Source organism: Methylomonas paludis (genome assembly GCF_018734325.1).
Lineage (GTDB): Bacteria > Pseudomonadota > Gammaproteobacteria > Methylococcales > Methylomonadaceae > Methylomonas > Methylomonas paludis.
This window is the reverse complement of sequence record NZ_CP073754.1, coordinates 2,378,607-2,395,517: the sequence shown is the minus strand read 5'-3', so window position 1 is coordinate 2,395,517 and position 16,911 is coordinate 2,378,607. Positions and strand designations below refer to the sequence as shown.

The 16,911-nt window shown below is 48.7% G+C and carries 9 protein-coding genes and 1 pseudogene; 2 read left to right on the top strand and 8 right to left on the bottom strand.

Annotated features, from left to right (window positions below):
- Window positions 1–265 precede the first annotated feature (265 nt).
- Window positions 266–673 (top strand): hypothetical protein, encoded by a 408-nt coding sequence (locus tag KEF85_RS10765; RefSeq protein ID WP_215580388.1) that lies wholly within the window; start codon window positions 266–268, stop codon window positions 671–673.
- A 1,334-nt stretch (window positions 674–2,007) separates the two neighbouring features.
- Here KEF85_RS10765 and KEF85_RS10760 read toward each other — a convergent pair.
- The 4 genes and pseudogenes from KEF85_RS10760 to dcd form a co-directional block, all read right to left on the bottom strand.
- Window positions 2,008–3,578 (bottom strand): annotated as a pseudogene (locus KEF85_RS10760) (IS3 family transposase).
- Between the two features lie 510 nt (window positions 3,579–4,088).
- Window positions 4,089–5,072 carry a glucokinase gene (gene glk, locus KEF85_RS10755; RefSeq protein WP_215580386.1) on the bottom strand — a complete coding sequence of 328 codons (984 nt, stop codon included), beginning with the start codon at window positions 5,070–5,072 and terminating at the stop codon, window positions 4,089–4,091.
- 21 nt (window positions 5,073–5,093) lie between these two features.
- Window positions 5,094–8,306, bottom strand: coding sequence for a phosphorylase b kinase regulatory subunit alpha/beta (locus KEF85_RS10750; RefSeq protein WP_215580384.1), 3,213 nt, complete (start codon window positions 8,304–8,306; stop codon window positions 5,094–5,096).
- A 174-nt stretch (window positions 8,307–8,480) separates the two neighbouring features.
- Window positions 8,481–9,047 (bottom strand): dCTP deaminase, encoded by a 567-nt coding sequence (dcd, locus tag KEF85_RS10745; RefSeq protein WP_215580382.1) that lies wholly within the window; start codon window positions 9,045–9,047, stop codon window positions 8,481–8,483.
- 910 nt (window positions 9,048–9,957) lie between these two features.
- Between dcd and KEF85_RS10740 the strand changes: the two genes are divergently transcribed.
- Entirely contained in the window at window positions 9,958–10,485 is a 528-nt protein-coding gene (locus KEF85_RS10740; RefSeq protein ID WP_215580380.1) for an REP-associated tyrosine transposase, read from the top strand.
- 416 nt (window positions 10,486–10,901) lie between these two features.
- Here KEF85_RS10740 and KEF85_RS10735 read toward each other — a convergent pair whose 3' ends face one another.
- The 4 genes from KEF85_RS10735 to KEF85_RS10720 form a co-directional block, all read right to left on the bottom strand.
- Window positions 10,902–11,474, bottom strand: coding sequence for a hypothetical protein (locus tag KEF85_RS10735; RefSeq protein WP_215580378.1), 573 nt, complete (start codon window positions 11,472–11,474; stop codon window positions 10,902–10,904).
- A gap of 24 nt (window positions 11,475–11,498) precedes the next feature.
- Entirely contained in the window at window positions 11,499–14,093 is a 2,595-nt protein-coding gene (locus tag KEF85_RS10730; protein ID WP_215580376.1) for a tetratricopeptide repeat protein, read from the bottom strand.
- Window positions 14,094–15,010: 917 nt separating this feature from the next.
- Window positions 15,011–15,385 (bottom strand): HVO_A0114 family putative DNA-binding protein, encoded by a 375-nt coding sequence (locus tag KEF85_RS10725; protein WP_215580374.1) that lies wholly within the window; start codon window positions 15,383–15,385, stop codon window positions 15,011–15,013.
- Window positions 15,386–15,669: 284 nt separating this feature from the next.
- On the bottom strand, window positions 15,670–16,893 hold the full coding sequence (locus KEF85_RS10720; protein WP_215580372.1) for a VOC family protein: 1,224 nt from the start codon (window positions 16,891–16,893) through the stop codon (window positions 15,670–15,672).
- Window positions 16,894–16,911: the final 18 nt, after the last annotated feature.

Sequence of the window (16,911 nt, the reverse complement as noted above, 5' to 3'; positions counted from 1 at the left end):
GTTAGCAGAATGTTATAACAATTCTCCGGATTTGTCATGTCCAGCCGGCTTATCCGGGCAAAATGCTCAAACTGGGTTAAAATAAAACCATATCCCGGATAGCTGCTAGTAGTGTACCAATCAATTTTGACGGATACGGCATAGGATGTGCGGAACGCAGTGATGAGCATCAATCGCGCCGCAAAGATAGTAAAGACTGTACCGATTATCAAGCCAAGTCTGAATAACAACCCAAATTAAGCTCAATACCAAAAGGAGAATTCTCGTGCGGATCAGTAAAATCTTAGCCTGCCTGTTAAGTCTGGTTTTTTCCGGCGCACTATGGGCGCAGGCGGCGCCCAGTCATGGTGGACATGGCGGCGGCAGTGGCGGCGATGATGCCTGCATCAAAGCCAAAATCACCCGCTTCAAACCCGAACATCTCAGCACAGTGGCACCCGGCGCCGAATTTCAGTTCACCGTATCCGGCAGCAACGGCCCCGGCCATATCCACGTCACCATCAGACAGCAAGCCATCCCGCTGACAGTAGAAGACAAAGACAGCTTCTATCTGGTAAAAGGCAAACTGCCGGACACCATCAAAAACGAAACCGTGCGAATTTCGGTCAAAGCCAAAACCAAAACCACAAAATGTGATGCCGACGAAGGCATTCTGTTAAAAGTCACAGAATAAAAAATGGGGTCAGGTTACATTTCCAGGGCTAGGGTGGCTCGCCGCCAGGCAAGCCACCAAAACACCTATCACCGCAACCCGTAGCCTCGATGCAACGCAGTGGAATCGAGGAATTCGCAGCGCAACCTAAATCAAACCAGCGTCAGCGCAATTCAACAATACCCACTGCAACCAGAATAAACTATCACCGCAACCCGTAGCCTCGATGCAACGCAGTGGAATCGAGGAATTCGCAGCGCGCCTAAATCAAACCAGCGTCAGCGCAATTCAACAATACCCACTACCACAGCAACCAGAACCAACTCTCACCGCAACCCGTAGCCTCGATGCAACGCAGTGGAATCGAGGAATTCGCAGCGCAGCCTAAATCAAACCAGCGTCAGCGCAATTCAACAATGCCCACTACCACTGCAACCAAAATCAACTCTCACCGCAACCCGTAGCCTCGATGCAACGCAGTGGAATCGAGGAATTCGCAGCGCGCCTAAATCAAACCAGCGTCAGCGCAATTCAACAATACCCACTACCACAGCAACCAGAACCAACTCTCACCGCAACCCGTAGCCTCGATGCAACGCAGTGGAATCGAGGAATTCGCAGCGCAGCCTAAATCAAACCAGCGTCAGCGCAATTCAACAATGCCCACTACCACTGCAACCAAAATCAACTCTCACCGCAACCCGTAGCCTCGATGCAACGCAGTGGAATCGAGGACTTCGCAGCGTAGCCTAAATCAAACCAGCATCAGCGCAATTCAACAATACCCACTGCAACCAGAATAAACTATCACCGCAACCCGTAGCCTCGATGCAACGCAGTGGAATCGAGGACTTCGCAGCGCAACCTTAATCAAACCAGCATCAGCGCAATTCAACAATGCCCACTTCAACCAAAATCAACTATCACCGCAACCCGTAGCCTCGATGCAACGCAGTGGAATCGAGGAATTCGCAGCGCAACCTTAATCAAACCAGCGTCAGCGCAATTCAACAATGCCCACTACCACTTCAACCAAAATCAACTCTCACCGCAACCCGTAGCCTCAATGCAACGCAGTGGAATCGAGGACTTCGCAGCGTAGCCTAAATCAAACCAGCATCAGCGCAATTCAACAATACCCACTGCAACCAGAATAAACTATCACCGCAACCCGTAGCCTCGATGCAACGCAGTGGAATCGAGGACTTCGCAGCGCAGCCTAAATCAAACCAGCATCAGCGCAATTCAACAATGCCCACTTCAACCAAAATCAACTATCACCGCAACCCGTAGCCTCGATGCAACGCAGTGGAATCGGAAATTGTCAATGTAGTTGTCGCCTCGACGTTTAAATCTTAAGCGGCATTTTTGTTCTGAGTTGTCTCCTCTGTATTAGGTTTACTGTTAGTCACTGGCTTATCAGGATTAAGGTGGACTGCTTGGATGCAATCCCAATTCCGCGTGTTACCAGTCCATCGCTTCGGGTTTCGATCACGGGCAGCCTCATAAACGGCTTTACGCTTAACCAGTAGGCCTTGATCTAAGCCTTCATGGCGTTGCGCTGGCGTGACAAACCGGATGGCGCTGTGGCGATGCTCGTGGTTGTACCATTCCACCAGTCTCGTTACCCAGTCACGAGCATCCGTCACCTTTGCAAACGGCTTTAACGGATAGTTTGGCCGGTATTTTAAGGTCTTAAAGAGCGATTCTGAGTAAGGATTGTCGTTGCTAACCGAAGGCCGACTTAACGAGGGCATGACACCGAGTTGTTGCAAGGTTGCCAGCATGGTAGCGCCTTTCATGGGGCTACCGTTATCAGAGTGCAGTATCAGCTGTTTGGGCTGTATCCCCTCACGATGGCACAGGTCACGTAACAATTCGCCTGCCAAGGTACTGCTTTCCTCTTCAAACACCTGCCAACCCACGATCTTTCGGCTGAAAATATCCACAAACAGGTAAAGATAGAAAAACTGTCCACGGATTGCTGATGGCAGATAGGTAATATCCCAGCTATAAAGTTGGTTAGGTACGGTGGCACAGAGGGCACGCGGTTTAGTGCGGGATTGAGCAGGGCGTTCACTGCGACGGTGTGCCAATTGGTTTTCTGCTCGCAGTACGCGATAGAATGTCGATTCAGAAGCCAGATAGCGGCCTTGATCGGCCAGCCGAGGTACGATCTGACTCGGCGGCAGATGCCCAAATTCATCGGAATTGGCAACAGCCAACACCTCGGCTCGCTCCATGACGGTAAGCTTATGCGGCGGTTGATATTCACGTAATGGACGTTGATCACAATGAACGGTCTCACCGGTCTGCCAGCGCTGCAAGGTGCGTTCGCTTAAACCCAGCACTTCACAAGCTTGGGCTTGCCGCGCACCCGCTATTATCGATTCATTCAGTAAAACAATTACTTGCTTGCGCTCTTCGTGGGCAGTCATTCGACCTCTCCCCCCAAGAGCGCTCGGAACTTTTTTTGCAGAACCAACAGCGCGGCGGCTTCTGCTAAGGCTTTGTCTTTGCGTAACAACTCTCGCTCCAGGGTATGAATTTCCGCTTTTAGGGTATGCACTTCACCTTTTTCAGATACGCCACCCTGACGACAGAATTCAGCTTTCCACTGCTCAAGCTGATGAACGAATAACCCTTGTTCACGGCACCAGGCATTCAAGTCTTCCCCGTTCAAGCCATAAGATTTCTGTAACGCTGAGAGACGTTCTTCAGGACGCCAATCATCAGGGCGTTTCGATTTCGACGGTAGATCTCGGGAGTTATGCAATTTAGCTTTTTTCATCCATGTTTTTAGGGTTTGCCAGCAAACGTTCAAGTCCTTCGCAATATCCTGAATCGATTGGTCGTTTCCACGGTTGTAAACTTTTCTCAGAGCTTGCTCTTTGAAGTCTTCAGAATACCTTGTATATGTTTTCATCTCTAATCTCAAATTTTATTGGCTTTAAAAATTTGAGACGACAACTAGTCTGACGCGGGGGGGAATCGAGGAATTCGCAGCGCAACCTAAATCAAACCAGCATCAGCGCAATTCAACAATACCCACTGCAACCAGAATAAACTATCACCGCAACCCGTAGCCTCGATGCAACGCAGTGGAATCGAGGACTTCGCAGCGCAGCCTAAATCAAACCAGCGTCAGCGCAATTCAACAATACCCACTACCACAGCAACCAGAACCAACTCTCACCGCAACCCGTAGCCTCGATGCAACGCAGTGGAATCGAGGACTTCGCAGCGCAGCCTAAATCAAACCAGCATCAGCGCAATTCAACAATGCCCACTTCAACCAAAATCAACTATCACCGCAACCCGTAGCCTCGATGCAACGCAGTGGAATCGAGGAATTCGCAGCGCAGCCTAAATCAAACCAGCGTCAGCGCAATTCAACAACACCTACTTCAACCAAAATCAATCATTTACCCAAACATTAGGCATAGTAATACATCGCCCCCAATAACGGCGTTTTCGGATTTAAAGCCAGCCTGACCGGCACTTTTTCCAACATGGTTTTAAACCGGCCTTTAGCGGTAAAAGCCAGCATAAATTCCTCAGTCGCCAGCGCCGAGCGGATTTTCGGGCCGATGCCGCCGCCGATATAAACCCCGCCGGTGGTAAAACCTTTCAGGGCCAGATTGCCGGCTTCACCGCCATAAATTTCCGCGAACAGCCGCACCACTTCCTGACACAGCACATCTTCACCGTCTACGCCCAGCCGGGAAATCACCGCATTGCGGTCTATACCGGTGGTTTTGGCATATTCCAGGCTAGGTACCGCCAGACAGGCCGGGCCGAAACCACTCTCGACCAGAAAATCGTAAAGATTACTAAAGCCCAGGCCAGACAACAGCCGCTCATAACTCACATGCTCCGGATAGCGCTGACGCAAAAACGCCAGTAATTGATCCTGCTGACTGTTTTGCGGGGCAAAATCACTGTGACCGCCCTCGGTGGCCAGCGCATGATGCTTTTCCCCATCCCAATACAGCAAGGCTTCACCCAAACCAGTCCCGGCGGCAATCACTCCAATGTTACCGGCTTGCGGCTCGGCTCCCGGATTGAGTTCAATAAAATCATCCGCCTCCAAATGCAACATACCAATAGCCATAGCTTCCAGGTCATTCAGCAACTTCACCCGCTGGGTGCCGAGTCGGATTTTCAGGCGTTCGCCATCCAGAATCCAGGGTAAATTGGTGGTTTGGCAGCGTTGATTAATCACCGGCCCGGCAATCCCGAAACAAGCCGCACTGATCTGGGGACTATTACTCAAAAACAGTTCCAGAATATCATCAAATTCGGCAAATTCGCCGCTGGCAAAGGTTTGTTCAGTGATGCTGATCAGCGCGCCGCTGCTGTCGGTATCAATTAGGGCCAACACAGTTTTGGTGCCGCCAATATCGCCTGCTAAAATCATATGCTTTCCCGGTTGTTATTATTAGTGGTTGTTGAGCAAATAGATCAAGGCATCCAAAATACCGTTAGCCACGGCATGCGGAGGCAGTTGGTAGAAGGCCTGCCACGCCAGCGATACATAATTTTCGTATTCCTGCTGATGCTCGGGATACATTTGCAGCCAGCATAACCGCACCGCATGACCAATCAGAATATCGGTAAAAATAGTATCGTCCAGGCGCAGCTCAGGGTTATCCTGGAAAATCATGGCCAGAGCCCGTAAGGCTTCCACCGTCAACTGCCGGTACACCGGCGCCTGGATTTTATTCAGCAAATGATTAACGTGCAATTTAAAAGTCTGTTCGCCCGGCGTCATCTGCGACAGCGTGGTTTCACTGTCAATCCGGCGCTTGCTATTAATTTTTTCGCCTATCATCAAACCGTGGCAATGCGGCAGCAAAGACCACACCCCAGCGTAAAAAGCATCATTTTCCCGGCCGATATTACCCTGCTGTTCGCGCCATTCATGCCAGTCATCGGCACCGCCGCGATCCTGGGGGTTCAGACTGCTGGGGAAGCGCGCCGAACTCAATTCGCGCTGCTGACCATCGTAATGCAGGCTTTCCACCGCACCCAGCTGATTTTTACTGCTGGCGTAGTCTTCCAGCGTTTCTTCCAGCAACTGCGAGAGCTGAAACGGTGCCAAAGCCAGAATCTCATTAAAAGCCTTATCCAGCGGACTGCCGGTGCGGCGTTTTTGGCGGGCAATAATCAACTGCAGAATATGTCCAACCCGGATGGTATGCATATCGGCAAACAGTTCCGGTTTTAGCTTGATCAGCATACCCAGGTAAATAATCAACTCCTGAATAATAATATGCTGGCTGGTATCGGCACTATTGAAATTGCGGATGGTTTTCAGAATTTCCCAAGAGTCGGTAGGCCGACGCAAAGTGGCTTTACCGCTATAAGCATGCCCCACCGTCAAACTATGCTGGCGCACCAGAATTTCCGTAGCCGCCTGTTCCAGATTAATATCATATTTACCCAGCAGACCGGCGCAGCGCCGCACAATTTGCCATAAATGCAAATCCCCGGCCCTGGCATACACCTCTTCCAGCAAATCCTGCACTCGGCAGGGCAGGCCGTCTTCAGTCAGTAGGCCGGTCACATATTCCAGGCCGTGGCGCTGGCCCAATAGACTTAGCGCTTCCATTTGCGCATACAGATTACCATTGTGCTGCAGCGTATAAATCAGCCCGGCCTCAGAGCCGATTTCCCATTCAGTCAGGGTATAAGCATTAATCGGCACCAGTTCGGCAGAATTATCGGGCAACACCTTGGCGTAAGCCCGTTCAGTTTCGTCCCAACCGTGTTCCGGAAACTTGAAATCATGCAGATAATTAATTTTTTCCCGGCAGGCAATCTTAATAAACTCGCTCAACACCCCCAGTTTCACCGCAACGCCATTGACGCTATTGGCACTCAGCTGGGCGATAAAGTCCAGCAACACCTGACGGCTCTCGCCGTCCAGCATATTTTGCTTGATATTGATCACCAGCAAGGGCGGCTCGGCGCTGTCCCAATGCCGGCTGATATAAGTCAGCTCCAGGCGTAAACGCTGGATCAGCAAACGGTTATCCATAGCAATATAAAAACCCTTCTGGTTCATAAATTGCGGTAAAAAAATCAGATATTCACCGGCCAGTTGATACAAACGCGAGGTGGACAAAGTGCGCAGCTGTCTAAGCGGCCGGCCGCTTAAGCCCATCCGGTCATTACGGCCCACATGGGTATAAGCTTCGGCCAACTCACCGGCATCGCGTACCTGCAGCGGGGCAATTTCGCTATGAGTCTGGCTGGAAATGCCCAGATCCTGCAATTGCTGCTGCACGGCTTCATCTTCAGCCAGCAGCGCAATCTGCAGCGTAGTGGCCGTACTCTGGCGCAGGGTTTGGCGGTGCTGGTAACGGCCCAGCGGATCGATATCTTCGGCAGTAATCAAACCTTCCTGCAGCAGGCTGCCCAAAATAAACAGACTTTGCGCCCATACCAGCGGCACGTTTTCATTGGCAATCCGGGTCTGGCTTTTCGGGTGCTGCTTCTCGGCGGCAATCGCCTCGTGCGGCACAATATACAGCTCCGGCAGCAAATCCTGGCCGTTTTGCTGCACCAGCAGACTATGCAGGCGTTGGCTGTATTCCGCAGCGGCTTCCTTATTACCGGCCAGCAAATGATTCAGCAACAAATAGCAGAAAAACAGCGGCCATTCACATTCAATATCCATAAACTGCTTTAATTCATGGGGTTCGTAATGCAGGCGCTGATGATCTTCCAGCACGGTTTGATGACCGTCCAGCAAAAAGCGTTTACAGCCGTAACGGCCTTGCAGTTTAGTCACGATCGCGGCTTCGGTTTTTTCCCGGAGCAGGGCATTATCCACCGCAAAAGCCGGGAAACCGGTAATACTCAGCAGCGCCGCATCCACCTCTTTGGAAATCGATTCCCTGGGCAACAGCGATTCCAGCGTTATTCGGGTGCGGGCAATATCGTCGCGGATCACATGAATCACCGCCGCCTGACCACTGTTATTACCAAACAGATTACAGCCGGCCATGGCTTCCAGCGCCGCTTTGGCCATGCCGATGGAACTGGCGTTCAGCTCAGCGACACCGTGATTCATCTTATTGCCGCGTTCCCAAATCCCGTAATCCGGGGTGCGGTAAGCGCGGCTGATATAATGCACCAGATTCTGCACAAAATTCACTTCCTCGTTACTGAACACAATACGCAACCCGGAAGCCGTCATCTGCGCCAACATCAGCAAAAACAGCGAAGTGGCATCCAACTGCAAATGCCCCCATTCCTTATCACCCACCACCACTTCCCCGGTCTGGGTATTATATTTGGCGTGCAGCGCATCCAGCGGATCCTGAGTATGCTTAAATTTTTCCACCTTAGGTGTCTGACGCATCATCGCCGTTAACAAACCGCGCATCAGCTTAACCACGCTTTGCTCCAGCAGATAAGTCCGATCCGGCTGATCCTGAGTTTTCCGGTAAGCCAGCGCCAAACCCCAGGCCGCCAGAATACTGTATACATTGTCCCGCACCCAGGCATCGGTGTAATTGCCGTGGGTATTAACCGCCGTACTGGCCGGCAGCAAGCCGCTGATCCAGTCCTGACGTTTAAGAATAATATCGTTTACTTCCTGATAGAAATAGTCTAACTGCTCGGCTTTGGTTTTGGTGGTCATCTATGGTTTTAAATAGTGCTGTTCGGCAATCTAAAAAAATGGTTTTAGGTTGCGGCCGGACTAATAGTCGCCGCGACATTCCCTGTGACTGACTGATTCCAATTAAACGCTGACATCAAAAAACGCTACAAAGCTGATTATTCCCGGATATGCACACCCAGTGCAACCGATATTTTATGCTTTAGGCAAAGTAACGCCCAATTGGCCCTGATATTTACCGCCCCGGTCTTTATAAGAAGTTTCGCAAACCTCATCACCGCCAAAGAACAGCATCTGCGCCACCCCTTCATTAGCGTAAATTCGCGCCGGTAACGGCGTGGTATTAGAAAACTCCAACGTCACATGGCCCTCCCATTCCGGCTCCAGCGGCGTAACATTAACAATAATGCCGCAACGCGCATAAGTGGATTTGCCTAGGCAAATCACCAGCACATCGCGCGGAATTCGAAAATACTCCACCGTGCGGGCCAGTGCGAAAGAATTGGGCGGAATAATGCAAACATCGGATTTCACATCCACAAAACTGCCTTCATCAAAATCCTTAGGATCAACGATAGTAGAATTAATATTGGTAAAGATCTTAAACTCATTGGAACAACGCACATCATAGCCATAACTGGAAGTACCATAAGAGATAATCCGGCCCTGAGCCGATTCCCGCACCTGCCCGGCCTGAAACGGCTCTATCATCCCTTGCTGCTCGGCCATCCGCCGTATCCATTTGTCTGATTTAATACTCATGCTTTAACTTAACCGGATAAAAAAATTTTGGCTTCAACCATAGCACAACTGGCCCATGCTCGAAAGAGGCTGGCCGCATTAATTTAAACAGTCCAACATTGCGCCTGCCACGCAAACCGCATGGGTAGGGTGAATTCGCCGCTAGGCAATCCATCAAAACTTCTGCATCAAGGTAACTTTTATTGTTTAGAGTTGTTTAGAGCTAGAAAATCGGCTAGATGGAGGCCCGTAGCTTCGATGCAACGCAGTGGAGGATCGTACGGTGGATTCGCCGCAGGCAATCCACCGCAAACCTCCAAGCCTGCCCAGCGTTTTGCTGCGCGACCCGTTACATTACAAAGTGAAAACGTCCACACCCTGCCGATATTGCCTTGGATCGTAGGGTGGATTCGCCGCAGGCAATCCACCGTAAACCTCCAAGTCTGCCCAGCGTTTTGCTGCACGACCCGTTATATCTCAGTGAGTCGCTATTTTTGCGAAAGCTTGTTTAGGGGCATCCCAGCCCCAACAAGCGGCAAAAATTACGCGACCGCTAATGCCTCCGGCGGCCCCGATTCGTCCTCCTCACCTCGTTCCGACCCAACAAGGGGATCGGAACTTCGGCTCCAAGTGACTGGACGGCGTTTCGCGATGCCTTGCAGGTTTTCTCCGCTTCGCTTCGAAAACCCGCCCGGCGCTACGCCTATCGGGGACTAAAAATCTTCGCTCCACTTACGTTCCGCTTCCAAGATTTTCAGCGACAAAGTGAAAACGTCCACGCCCTGCCGATATTGCCTTGGATCGTACGGTGGATTCGCCGCAGGCAATCCACCGTAAACCTCCAAAGCCCGCCCCGGCGTTTTGCTATCGCTAAACCCCCCTACGTTCTGCTATTATTTTCCTTGGTTTATATGCAGATACCGGGGTTATCATGCCAAATTACCGACGAAACTTTGTGGATGGCGGTTGTTATTTTTTTACCGTCAATTTACATGATCGGCAAACCACATTGCTGACCGACCATATCGATTTATTAAGAGATTCGGTAAGAACGGTAAAACGTACATATCCCTTCCATATCGATGCATGGGTAGTATTGCCTGAACATATCCACTGCATATGGACACTACCGTCCCATACCAATGATTTTCCACTACGCTGGCGCCTGATCAAACTAATGTTTTCCAAAAGCTTACCGCGTACCGAACGGCTTACCGCAACTCGGCGTAAACGCGCCGAACGCGGAATATGGCAACGCCGCTATTGGGAACATACAATCACCACCGAATTGGATTACGCCAGACATATTGATTATATCCACGTCAACCCGGTAAAACATGGCTATGTAAGCCGGGTACAGGATTGGCCATATTCCACATTCCACCGCTATGTCCATGACGGCATTCTCACCGCAGATTGGTGTGGCGATACCAGCGACTTGTCAACAGCACAAGATTAAAAACCCACGAACAGTGGATTACCTTGGATCGTAGGGTGGATTCGCCGCTAGGCAATCCACCGCAAACCCCCAAGTCTGCCCAGCGTTTTGCTGCACGACTCCGTAAGAGCACGAAGTGAAAACGTCCACGCCCTGCGGATATTGCCTTGGATCGTAGGGTGGATTCGCCGCTAGGCAATCCACCGTAAACCTCCAAGCCTGCCCAGCGTTTTGCTGCAAGACCCGTTATATCACAAAGTGAAACGTTCACGCCCTGCGGTCATTGCCTTGGATCGTAGGGTGGATTCGCCGCAGGCAATCCACCATAAACTCCCCAGACTATCCGATGACTTTAGACCAAGAAGTGAAAACACCCTACAGACAAACGTATTCTCCCGCGCCAAAGCCAGAATGCATTTCTTTACACCGGCATTTGCTTATTTAATCGTCAGCCGTACGTCCTTAGCGTTTTCTATATAAACAGATTTATCACCTTGTATTATGCTTCTGCTGTTTCCTGATGCCGTGCGATGTACATTTAACTTAAATCCCGCCAATTCCAGCCTATCCAGCTCCAGATTGAACTGCCGCCATAAATCATCAAACCCGATATATTGGGTATAAAAATGATCCAGAGATATAAGCCGTTCTTTAAACGCCTGTAAACTAGCGTCGCTTGTGGCCTGTGTGTCTTTAAAGTAAGTAAAAATAAACGGCTTTCGGGTTTCTTGAAACCGACCAAAAGCCTGTTCAAACTCCTCTGCAGTATACATGCCCACTTTGTTGTAAGCTAAAAGTACAAAAATATCGCTCTCGGCTATTTTTCGATTATATTCATCCTGGGATCGGGTAGCCGACATGCGCGCAGACAAATCCTCCCAAATCTCCAGATGCAGAAAAATACCTCGATCTATCCAGGCCTTACATTTTCGGTAGATTTGAATTTCAAATTGCTCACGTTCAAATTGCAATTCGTTTGAGGAAGCCAGAAAAATAGTAATTTTATTCACAGTCTTTCATTGAATAGTTAATCATCATAATCCTGATAATCTCTGTACAACCCAGTCATTGAGCTGCTTGAACTTGACATACAAAGGTGAGCTATTAACTAACTCGTCCAGAAACAGCTTTGCTGTTTGGTAATACTCTTTAGCTTGCTGATTAAGGCCGGCTCTTTCAAAAAGTCTACCCAAATTTGTGTAAGAAATAGCCAAACCGTTTTTAATGGACACATCACTAGGGTGGGCCTCATACAGTTCTTTGCTTAGACCAAATTGTTCTTCAAAAAAGTCCAAGGCCTGCTCCCAATTTTCAAGTGCGAAGTGTACTTTACCCAGTTTCTCGTAGGAAATCGCCAATCCGCGTTTGAAGGCTACGTTGGTAGGGTAGGCATCATACAGTTCTTTGGTTAATTGAGTATCAGCTGTAAAAAAGATCAAGGCCAGTGCCAAATTGCCCAGCGCGGCGTGCGCAGTGCCCAATTTTTCGTAGGAAATCGCCAAATTGTTTTTTAAGGATACATTGTTGGGGTGGGCCTCATACAGCTCATTACTTAATCTAAAATACTCATCAAAAAAAACTAAAGCCTGATTTAAATTGTCCAGCGCGGCGTGCGCAGTGCCCAATTTTTCGTAGGAAATCGCCAAGCTGCTTTTAAAAGATACATTATCGGGGGTGGCCTCATACAGCTCGTTACTTAATCTAAAATACTCATCAAAAAAAACTAAAGCCTGATTTAAATTGCCCAGCGCGGCGTGCGCAGTGCCCAATTTTTCGTAGGAAATCGCCAAGCTGCTTTTAAAAGATACATTATCGGGGGCGGCCTCATACAGCTCGTTACTTAATCTAAAATACGCATCAAAAAAAACTAAAGCCTGATTTAAATTGCCCAACGCTGTGTATGTGTTACCCAATTTTTCGTAGGAAATCGCTAAGCCACGTTTAAAGGGCAAGTTGTTGGGGTTGGCCACATACAATTCTTTGAACAAATCAGTTTCATTTTTATAAAAATACAAGCACTGAGTTAAATTACTTAATATAGTGTGTGTATCGCCCAGTTTCGAGTAGCAAATCGCCAGACCATTTTTAAAGCTCACATCGTAGGAGTAGTTTGCATGGAGTTCTTGGAATAACAGAATTTCAGCTTCAAAAAGACCTAATGCCTGTTCCAAATTGCCCAGCATAGCATGCGTATCGCCCAATTTTTCGTAGGAAATCGCTAAGCAGTTTTTAACGGACACTTTGTTGGGGTAGGCCTGATACAGAGCTTTATAGGATCTAAAATAAGCTTCAAAACAGTTCAATGCATTAACTAGATTACCAGTGGTCTTGTGAAAATTTCCCAGTCTGTCACATAGCAAAGCTAGATATTCGTCAGGTTCAATCAAGCGCTGGATAATCTGTTCGCCATAATGCGTAAGCACAGCAGCTTCTGTATAACTGATTTGAACCGGGTGTCCAATACCAGGTTCGTAAATAAGTTGATCTATCAGTGAGGCTATCAACTGCCGGCAATCAGCCAACAAGCGCCGCCGGTTTTTGTCCAAGGTAATTTCCTGCACTACCGGGCTGATTTTAAAATTGCTATCGGCCTGGTTTGCCAACCAGCCTTTTTGAGCTAAGTCCAGCAGTACGGTATCCAAATTTTCCTTGTCTGGCAGCAATGTTTCCAGTACAGCATAGTCAATATTTTCCGCCGGCAGCACGGCAAACACAGACAGCAAAGCGGTTTCTTGATCATTAAGCTCCCCCATATCGTACATGGCGGAGATAATCGCCGCCGGGCTTGCCGCGCGTAACGCTTGGCCATCGCTGTGGTAAGCCGTGTTGACTACTTGACTCTGTATCGCCAGCAGGCCTTTTTGTTGCAGATCGGCCAGCAGCTCAGCCAGGCGATAGCGGGTTTTCAGCCGATTGCTGATCGCCAGATTTTTCGCCAGCAGTTCAATCACCAAAGTGTTGTAGCCCACTGCCGCCAGGATGCTGTGCAATAAGGGATTTTCTGCGCGCTGATGTTGCGGATAATGTTCAACAAACAACTGAGTGGCTAGCTCAACCGGCAATGGGGAAATGGCATATCGGGCTGCCTGCTCAAATTCAGTAATGCGAGTGGTCAGTAGAATATGAAAATTTGGGCAACTGGATAACGCCAGATAATAATCATTAAGCTCAGCTAAATTATTGGCGTTATCAATCACCAGCAAACAGGGGGACGCCAAATTAGCCATACCGGCCAATAAGGCATTAAGCCGTTGTTGTGAAGAGCATTGCGGAGCAAATTCCAGTTGTAGAGGGCTAGCCAAGCTTAATAAAGCCTCTAGCAGACTGCTTTCAGCGAAAACCCAGGCCACATGCTGATAATCATGAGCATATTGCTGATAATAATGCGCCGTCAGTGTGGTTTTGCCGATACCGCCTTCGCCATTGACCAGCAGTAACAAATGACCATTCTGCAACTGCTGACGTACAGCCTTAATTTCAGCTTCCCTGCCGATAAACACCTTGGAAATAAATGGCGGCGCGGTCAGGTTTTTGGGTATCGGCTGGTTGCCGTGATTTATGTTAATGTTGCCGCTTTCAGCATAAATTCCATAGTTTGCTTGGCTAATTTCGCGGTGGTGTTGATTCATGAAATTGGATTTAATGATTAAACGTCGGGCTTCAAATTCGGATTTTGCTGCGCACTCATGCAGTATCCTTATAATATCTATGCCTTAAGTTCACGGCATAAAGACAACTTTTCCAACCATAGCACATAGTTATCAATGCTAGAAAGAGCTTATCTCATTAAAGTGGATTTTAATTTCAAGTATGGTCGATTCCCCACCTGCAATCCACTACAGACATCCAAAACTGCCTGGCGTTTTGTCACTCGACTCGTTAGAGCACGAAGTGAAAGCGCCCAGCTCTGCAGTTATTTTTGTTGGATTGTCGGGATCGGGTCGGGATGATAGCGATAGCGCACAAGGCCCTGCAAACAGCCACGAGTAAAGCCACAGTCCCTGATGTTCCGAGACACCGAGACAAGACGCTAGAAGCCAGTCTGAAGACGATTAATGAATGGTATATAGGCTGGTCGAACTACTATAGTTTGACCCACTCTACTATCAAACAAAGGGTTCGGGGATTTTACTATGACTTCTACCTTATTCTGCCCAAATCAACTATTAACGCCAACATAGCTTTAAAAAACAGTTAGTTGTTGAGAGCATTATCAAGATGCGCCAATGTCAGGGGCAGTATAGCCTTCATCAAAGTGCGTAAGGTGGCTTCGCCGCTAGGCAATCCACCAAAACTTCAGCATCAAGGTAACTTTTACTGTTTAGAGTTGTTTAGAGCAAGAAAATCAGCCACATGGCGGCCCGTAGCCTCGAAGCCAACTACTTGTTCATAAAGGATCATCCAGCGTTATGCTGAATAAATTACAAAAGATAAAAAAGACAATGCAAAAATTGGGCTGCGTAATTGGAAAATGCAATCGTAATTTATCGACTTATTTATCTTTGATGCCAATTACCGATATCGGGCATGGATTCATGCTCGAAGTTTAAGCCAAAGTAGCCGTAATCTCAATTTTGTTGGCCACAGCCTGGACTAATTTGTGTACGCCGTGACCGGGATTGGCTTCAACTTTTGAAACCAGCAAGCCGGCTTTTTCAAGTAAATTAACATCTTTGCTGATTGCCGAGCGATTTCGATTCAATTTAATCGATAATTCGTTAATAGTTTTAGGTTGTTGTATCAATTCATGCATTAAATTGCGTCTGGCCTTGGTCAATACACTAAACATGCGTTGCGGGTCTGCAAAAGACAGTGTTATGCTTCCATCAAACTGGTCGCCTTGATCTGCACGTTTGGCGGCAGCTTTTGCGCGGGTAAAAAAATCATCAGGCTCACTGCTGCGAATCACAACTTTATTCATTTTTGTTTGCCGCTTTGCTTGGCTTTAGGCTATAAGCGTCATTATTCCAACCGTGCTTCCGAGATCATGTTTGACATTTCAGCACCAATTTCAGGTGTGACTCATCGTAAAATAGCTGAGAATACTTGGTAAGTTGAGCATACAGTCAACCTCGCTTTAAATAACTACGAGGCAAAGCGAAGGCAGGGATGTTCGTGTTATGAAAGTGACAGGAATGATCCGCCAAGTCATTCAGAAACATTACCCCCCAGCCGGATCCCCCGGCTGGAGGCTGAAGACAGAATTTATTCCACCTGACTCCGCACGCCTTCATCCATGCCGGCCGCAAAAGTCAGCTGGGCGACATTGTCTTTAGCGAAAAAGCCTTCAAAATCGCCGAATCTTTGTACATATTCGATGATCAATGAAGAATAATCCGAGGCGGAGGAGAAGATTTGTTTCAAACCTTCTTCGCGGGAACCAATGGTGTCCAGCAAAAAGCCTTTACCTTGCGCGGTAATGGCATCCACCACCACATCGATATTTTCCTTGCCGTTGGTCTGGCCGTCTTTAACATCGACTGCCATATGGTGTAAACGCGGGCCAAAGTTGCGCACAAAGGTTTCGGTAGGGCTGGGCAGCTGGTCTAGATGATTCACGCAATAAGGGTGGTTATTGGCGGTAAATACTTTGGCCGGACTGTTGGATTCCGGCGTGCCGCGAACGTTTTTGGTGACGTTGGTCGACGAGTTCTGATCTTTAATATCATAACTGCCCCAGTAGTAATAACTGGATAAGGCCAGATATTCCAGAATAGCGGCTTCGCGGTTTTGGCTATATACCCTGGTAGCCAGATGGTCGATAGGCAGAATCAGGTCTTTAATGCCCAAACGCTCCTGCATTTCTTTTCCTCTGTCGTTTGCCGCTTGAGCAGTGGGCAGGATAACACAGGTGCCGTGATGGTAAACCCGGATGCCGTCTACCGGGCGTTCCATATAACCGATCACATTTTGAGTGTAAGGCGAGGGTTTGGAAATACTCACATTCAGGGGTAAATCCAGTTCGGACAGCTGGCCGATCGGGAAAAAACGAAATTCGCGTTGCTGTTGCAAAGCCACCACTTGATGACGGTCAGTACTGAGCAGGATTTCACCCAGATAACGGCTGTGCGGACGTCTGGCGCCCACCGGGTACAGGTCGTTAAGGCTGCGAAAAATGTCGTTATGTTCAGGTTGCTTGACTTCGCGGAGCAGGATGTCCGGCGAATTCATGTCGATACGCAATACATGAGTCAGATGCTTTTCGCTGTCCAGCGTCACCAGATACTGATAAGGCGTCATCAGCGCCAGTTCGGTAATGTATTCCACCGAGTTACCGGGCTCTACGCTGATCATCAGCGCTTCGATGCCGCCTATCATATCGGTCAGGCCGCTGCGGTCCCGCTCTTCCAGCAGGCGATACACATACTCCTCAAAAAAAGGCGAGTTTTGTTTATCCCCAAAGCGGGGATGATTGGTTGAGCACAACATAGGGTTTAGTCCTTAAAT

What these genes read in the sequence shown, in the direction of transcription:
- glk (WP_215580386.1), bottom strand. Translation starts at nt 5,072, where the DNA reads ATGATTTTAGCAGGCGATATTGGCGGCACCAAAACTGTGTTGGCCCTA.
- KEF85_RS10750 (WP_215580384.1), bottom strand. Translation starts at nt 8,306, where the DNA reads ATGACCACCAAAACCAAAGCCGAGCAGTTAGACTATTTCTATCAGGAA.
- dcd (WP_215580382.1), bottom strand. Translation starts at nt 9,047, where the DNA reads ATGAGTATTAAATCAGACAAATGGATACGGCGGATGGCCGAGCAGCAA.
- KEF85_RS10740 (WP_215580380.1), top strand. Translation starts at nt 9,958, where the DNA reads ATGCCAAATTACCGACGAAACTTTGTGGATGGCGGTTGTTATTTTTTT.
- KEF85_RS10730 (WP_215580376.1), bottom strand. Translation starts at nt 14,093, where the DNA reads ATGAATCAACACCACCGCGAAATTAGCCAAGCAAACTATGGAATTTAT.
- KEF85_RS10725 (WP_215580374.1), bottom strand. Translation starts at nt 15,385, where the DNA reads ATGAATAAAGTTGTGATTCGCAGCAGTGAGCCTGATGATTTTTTTACC.
- KEF85_RS10720 (WP_215580372.1), bottom strand. Translation starts at nt 16,893, where the DNA reads ATGTTGTGCTCAACCAATCATCCCCGCTTTGGGGATAAACAAAACTCG.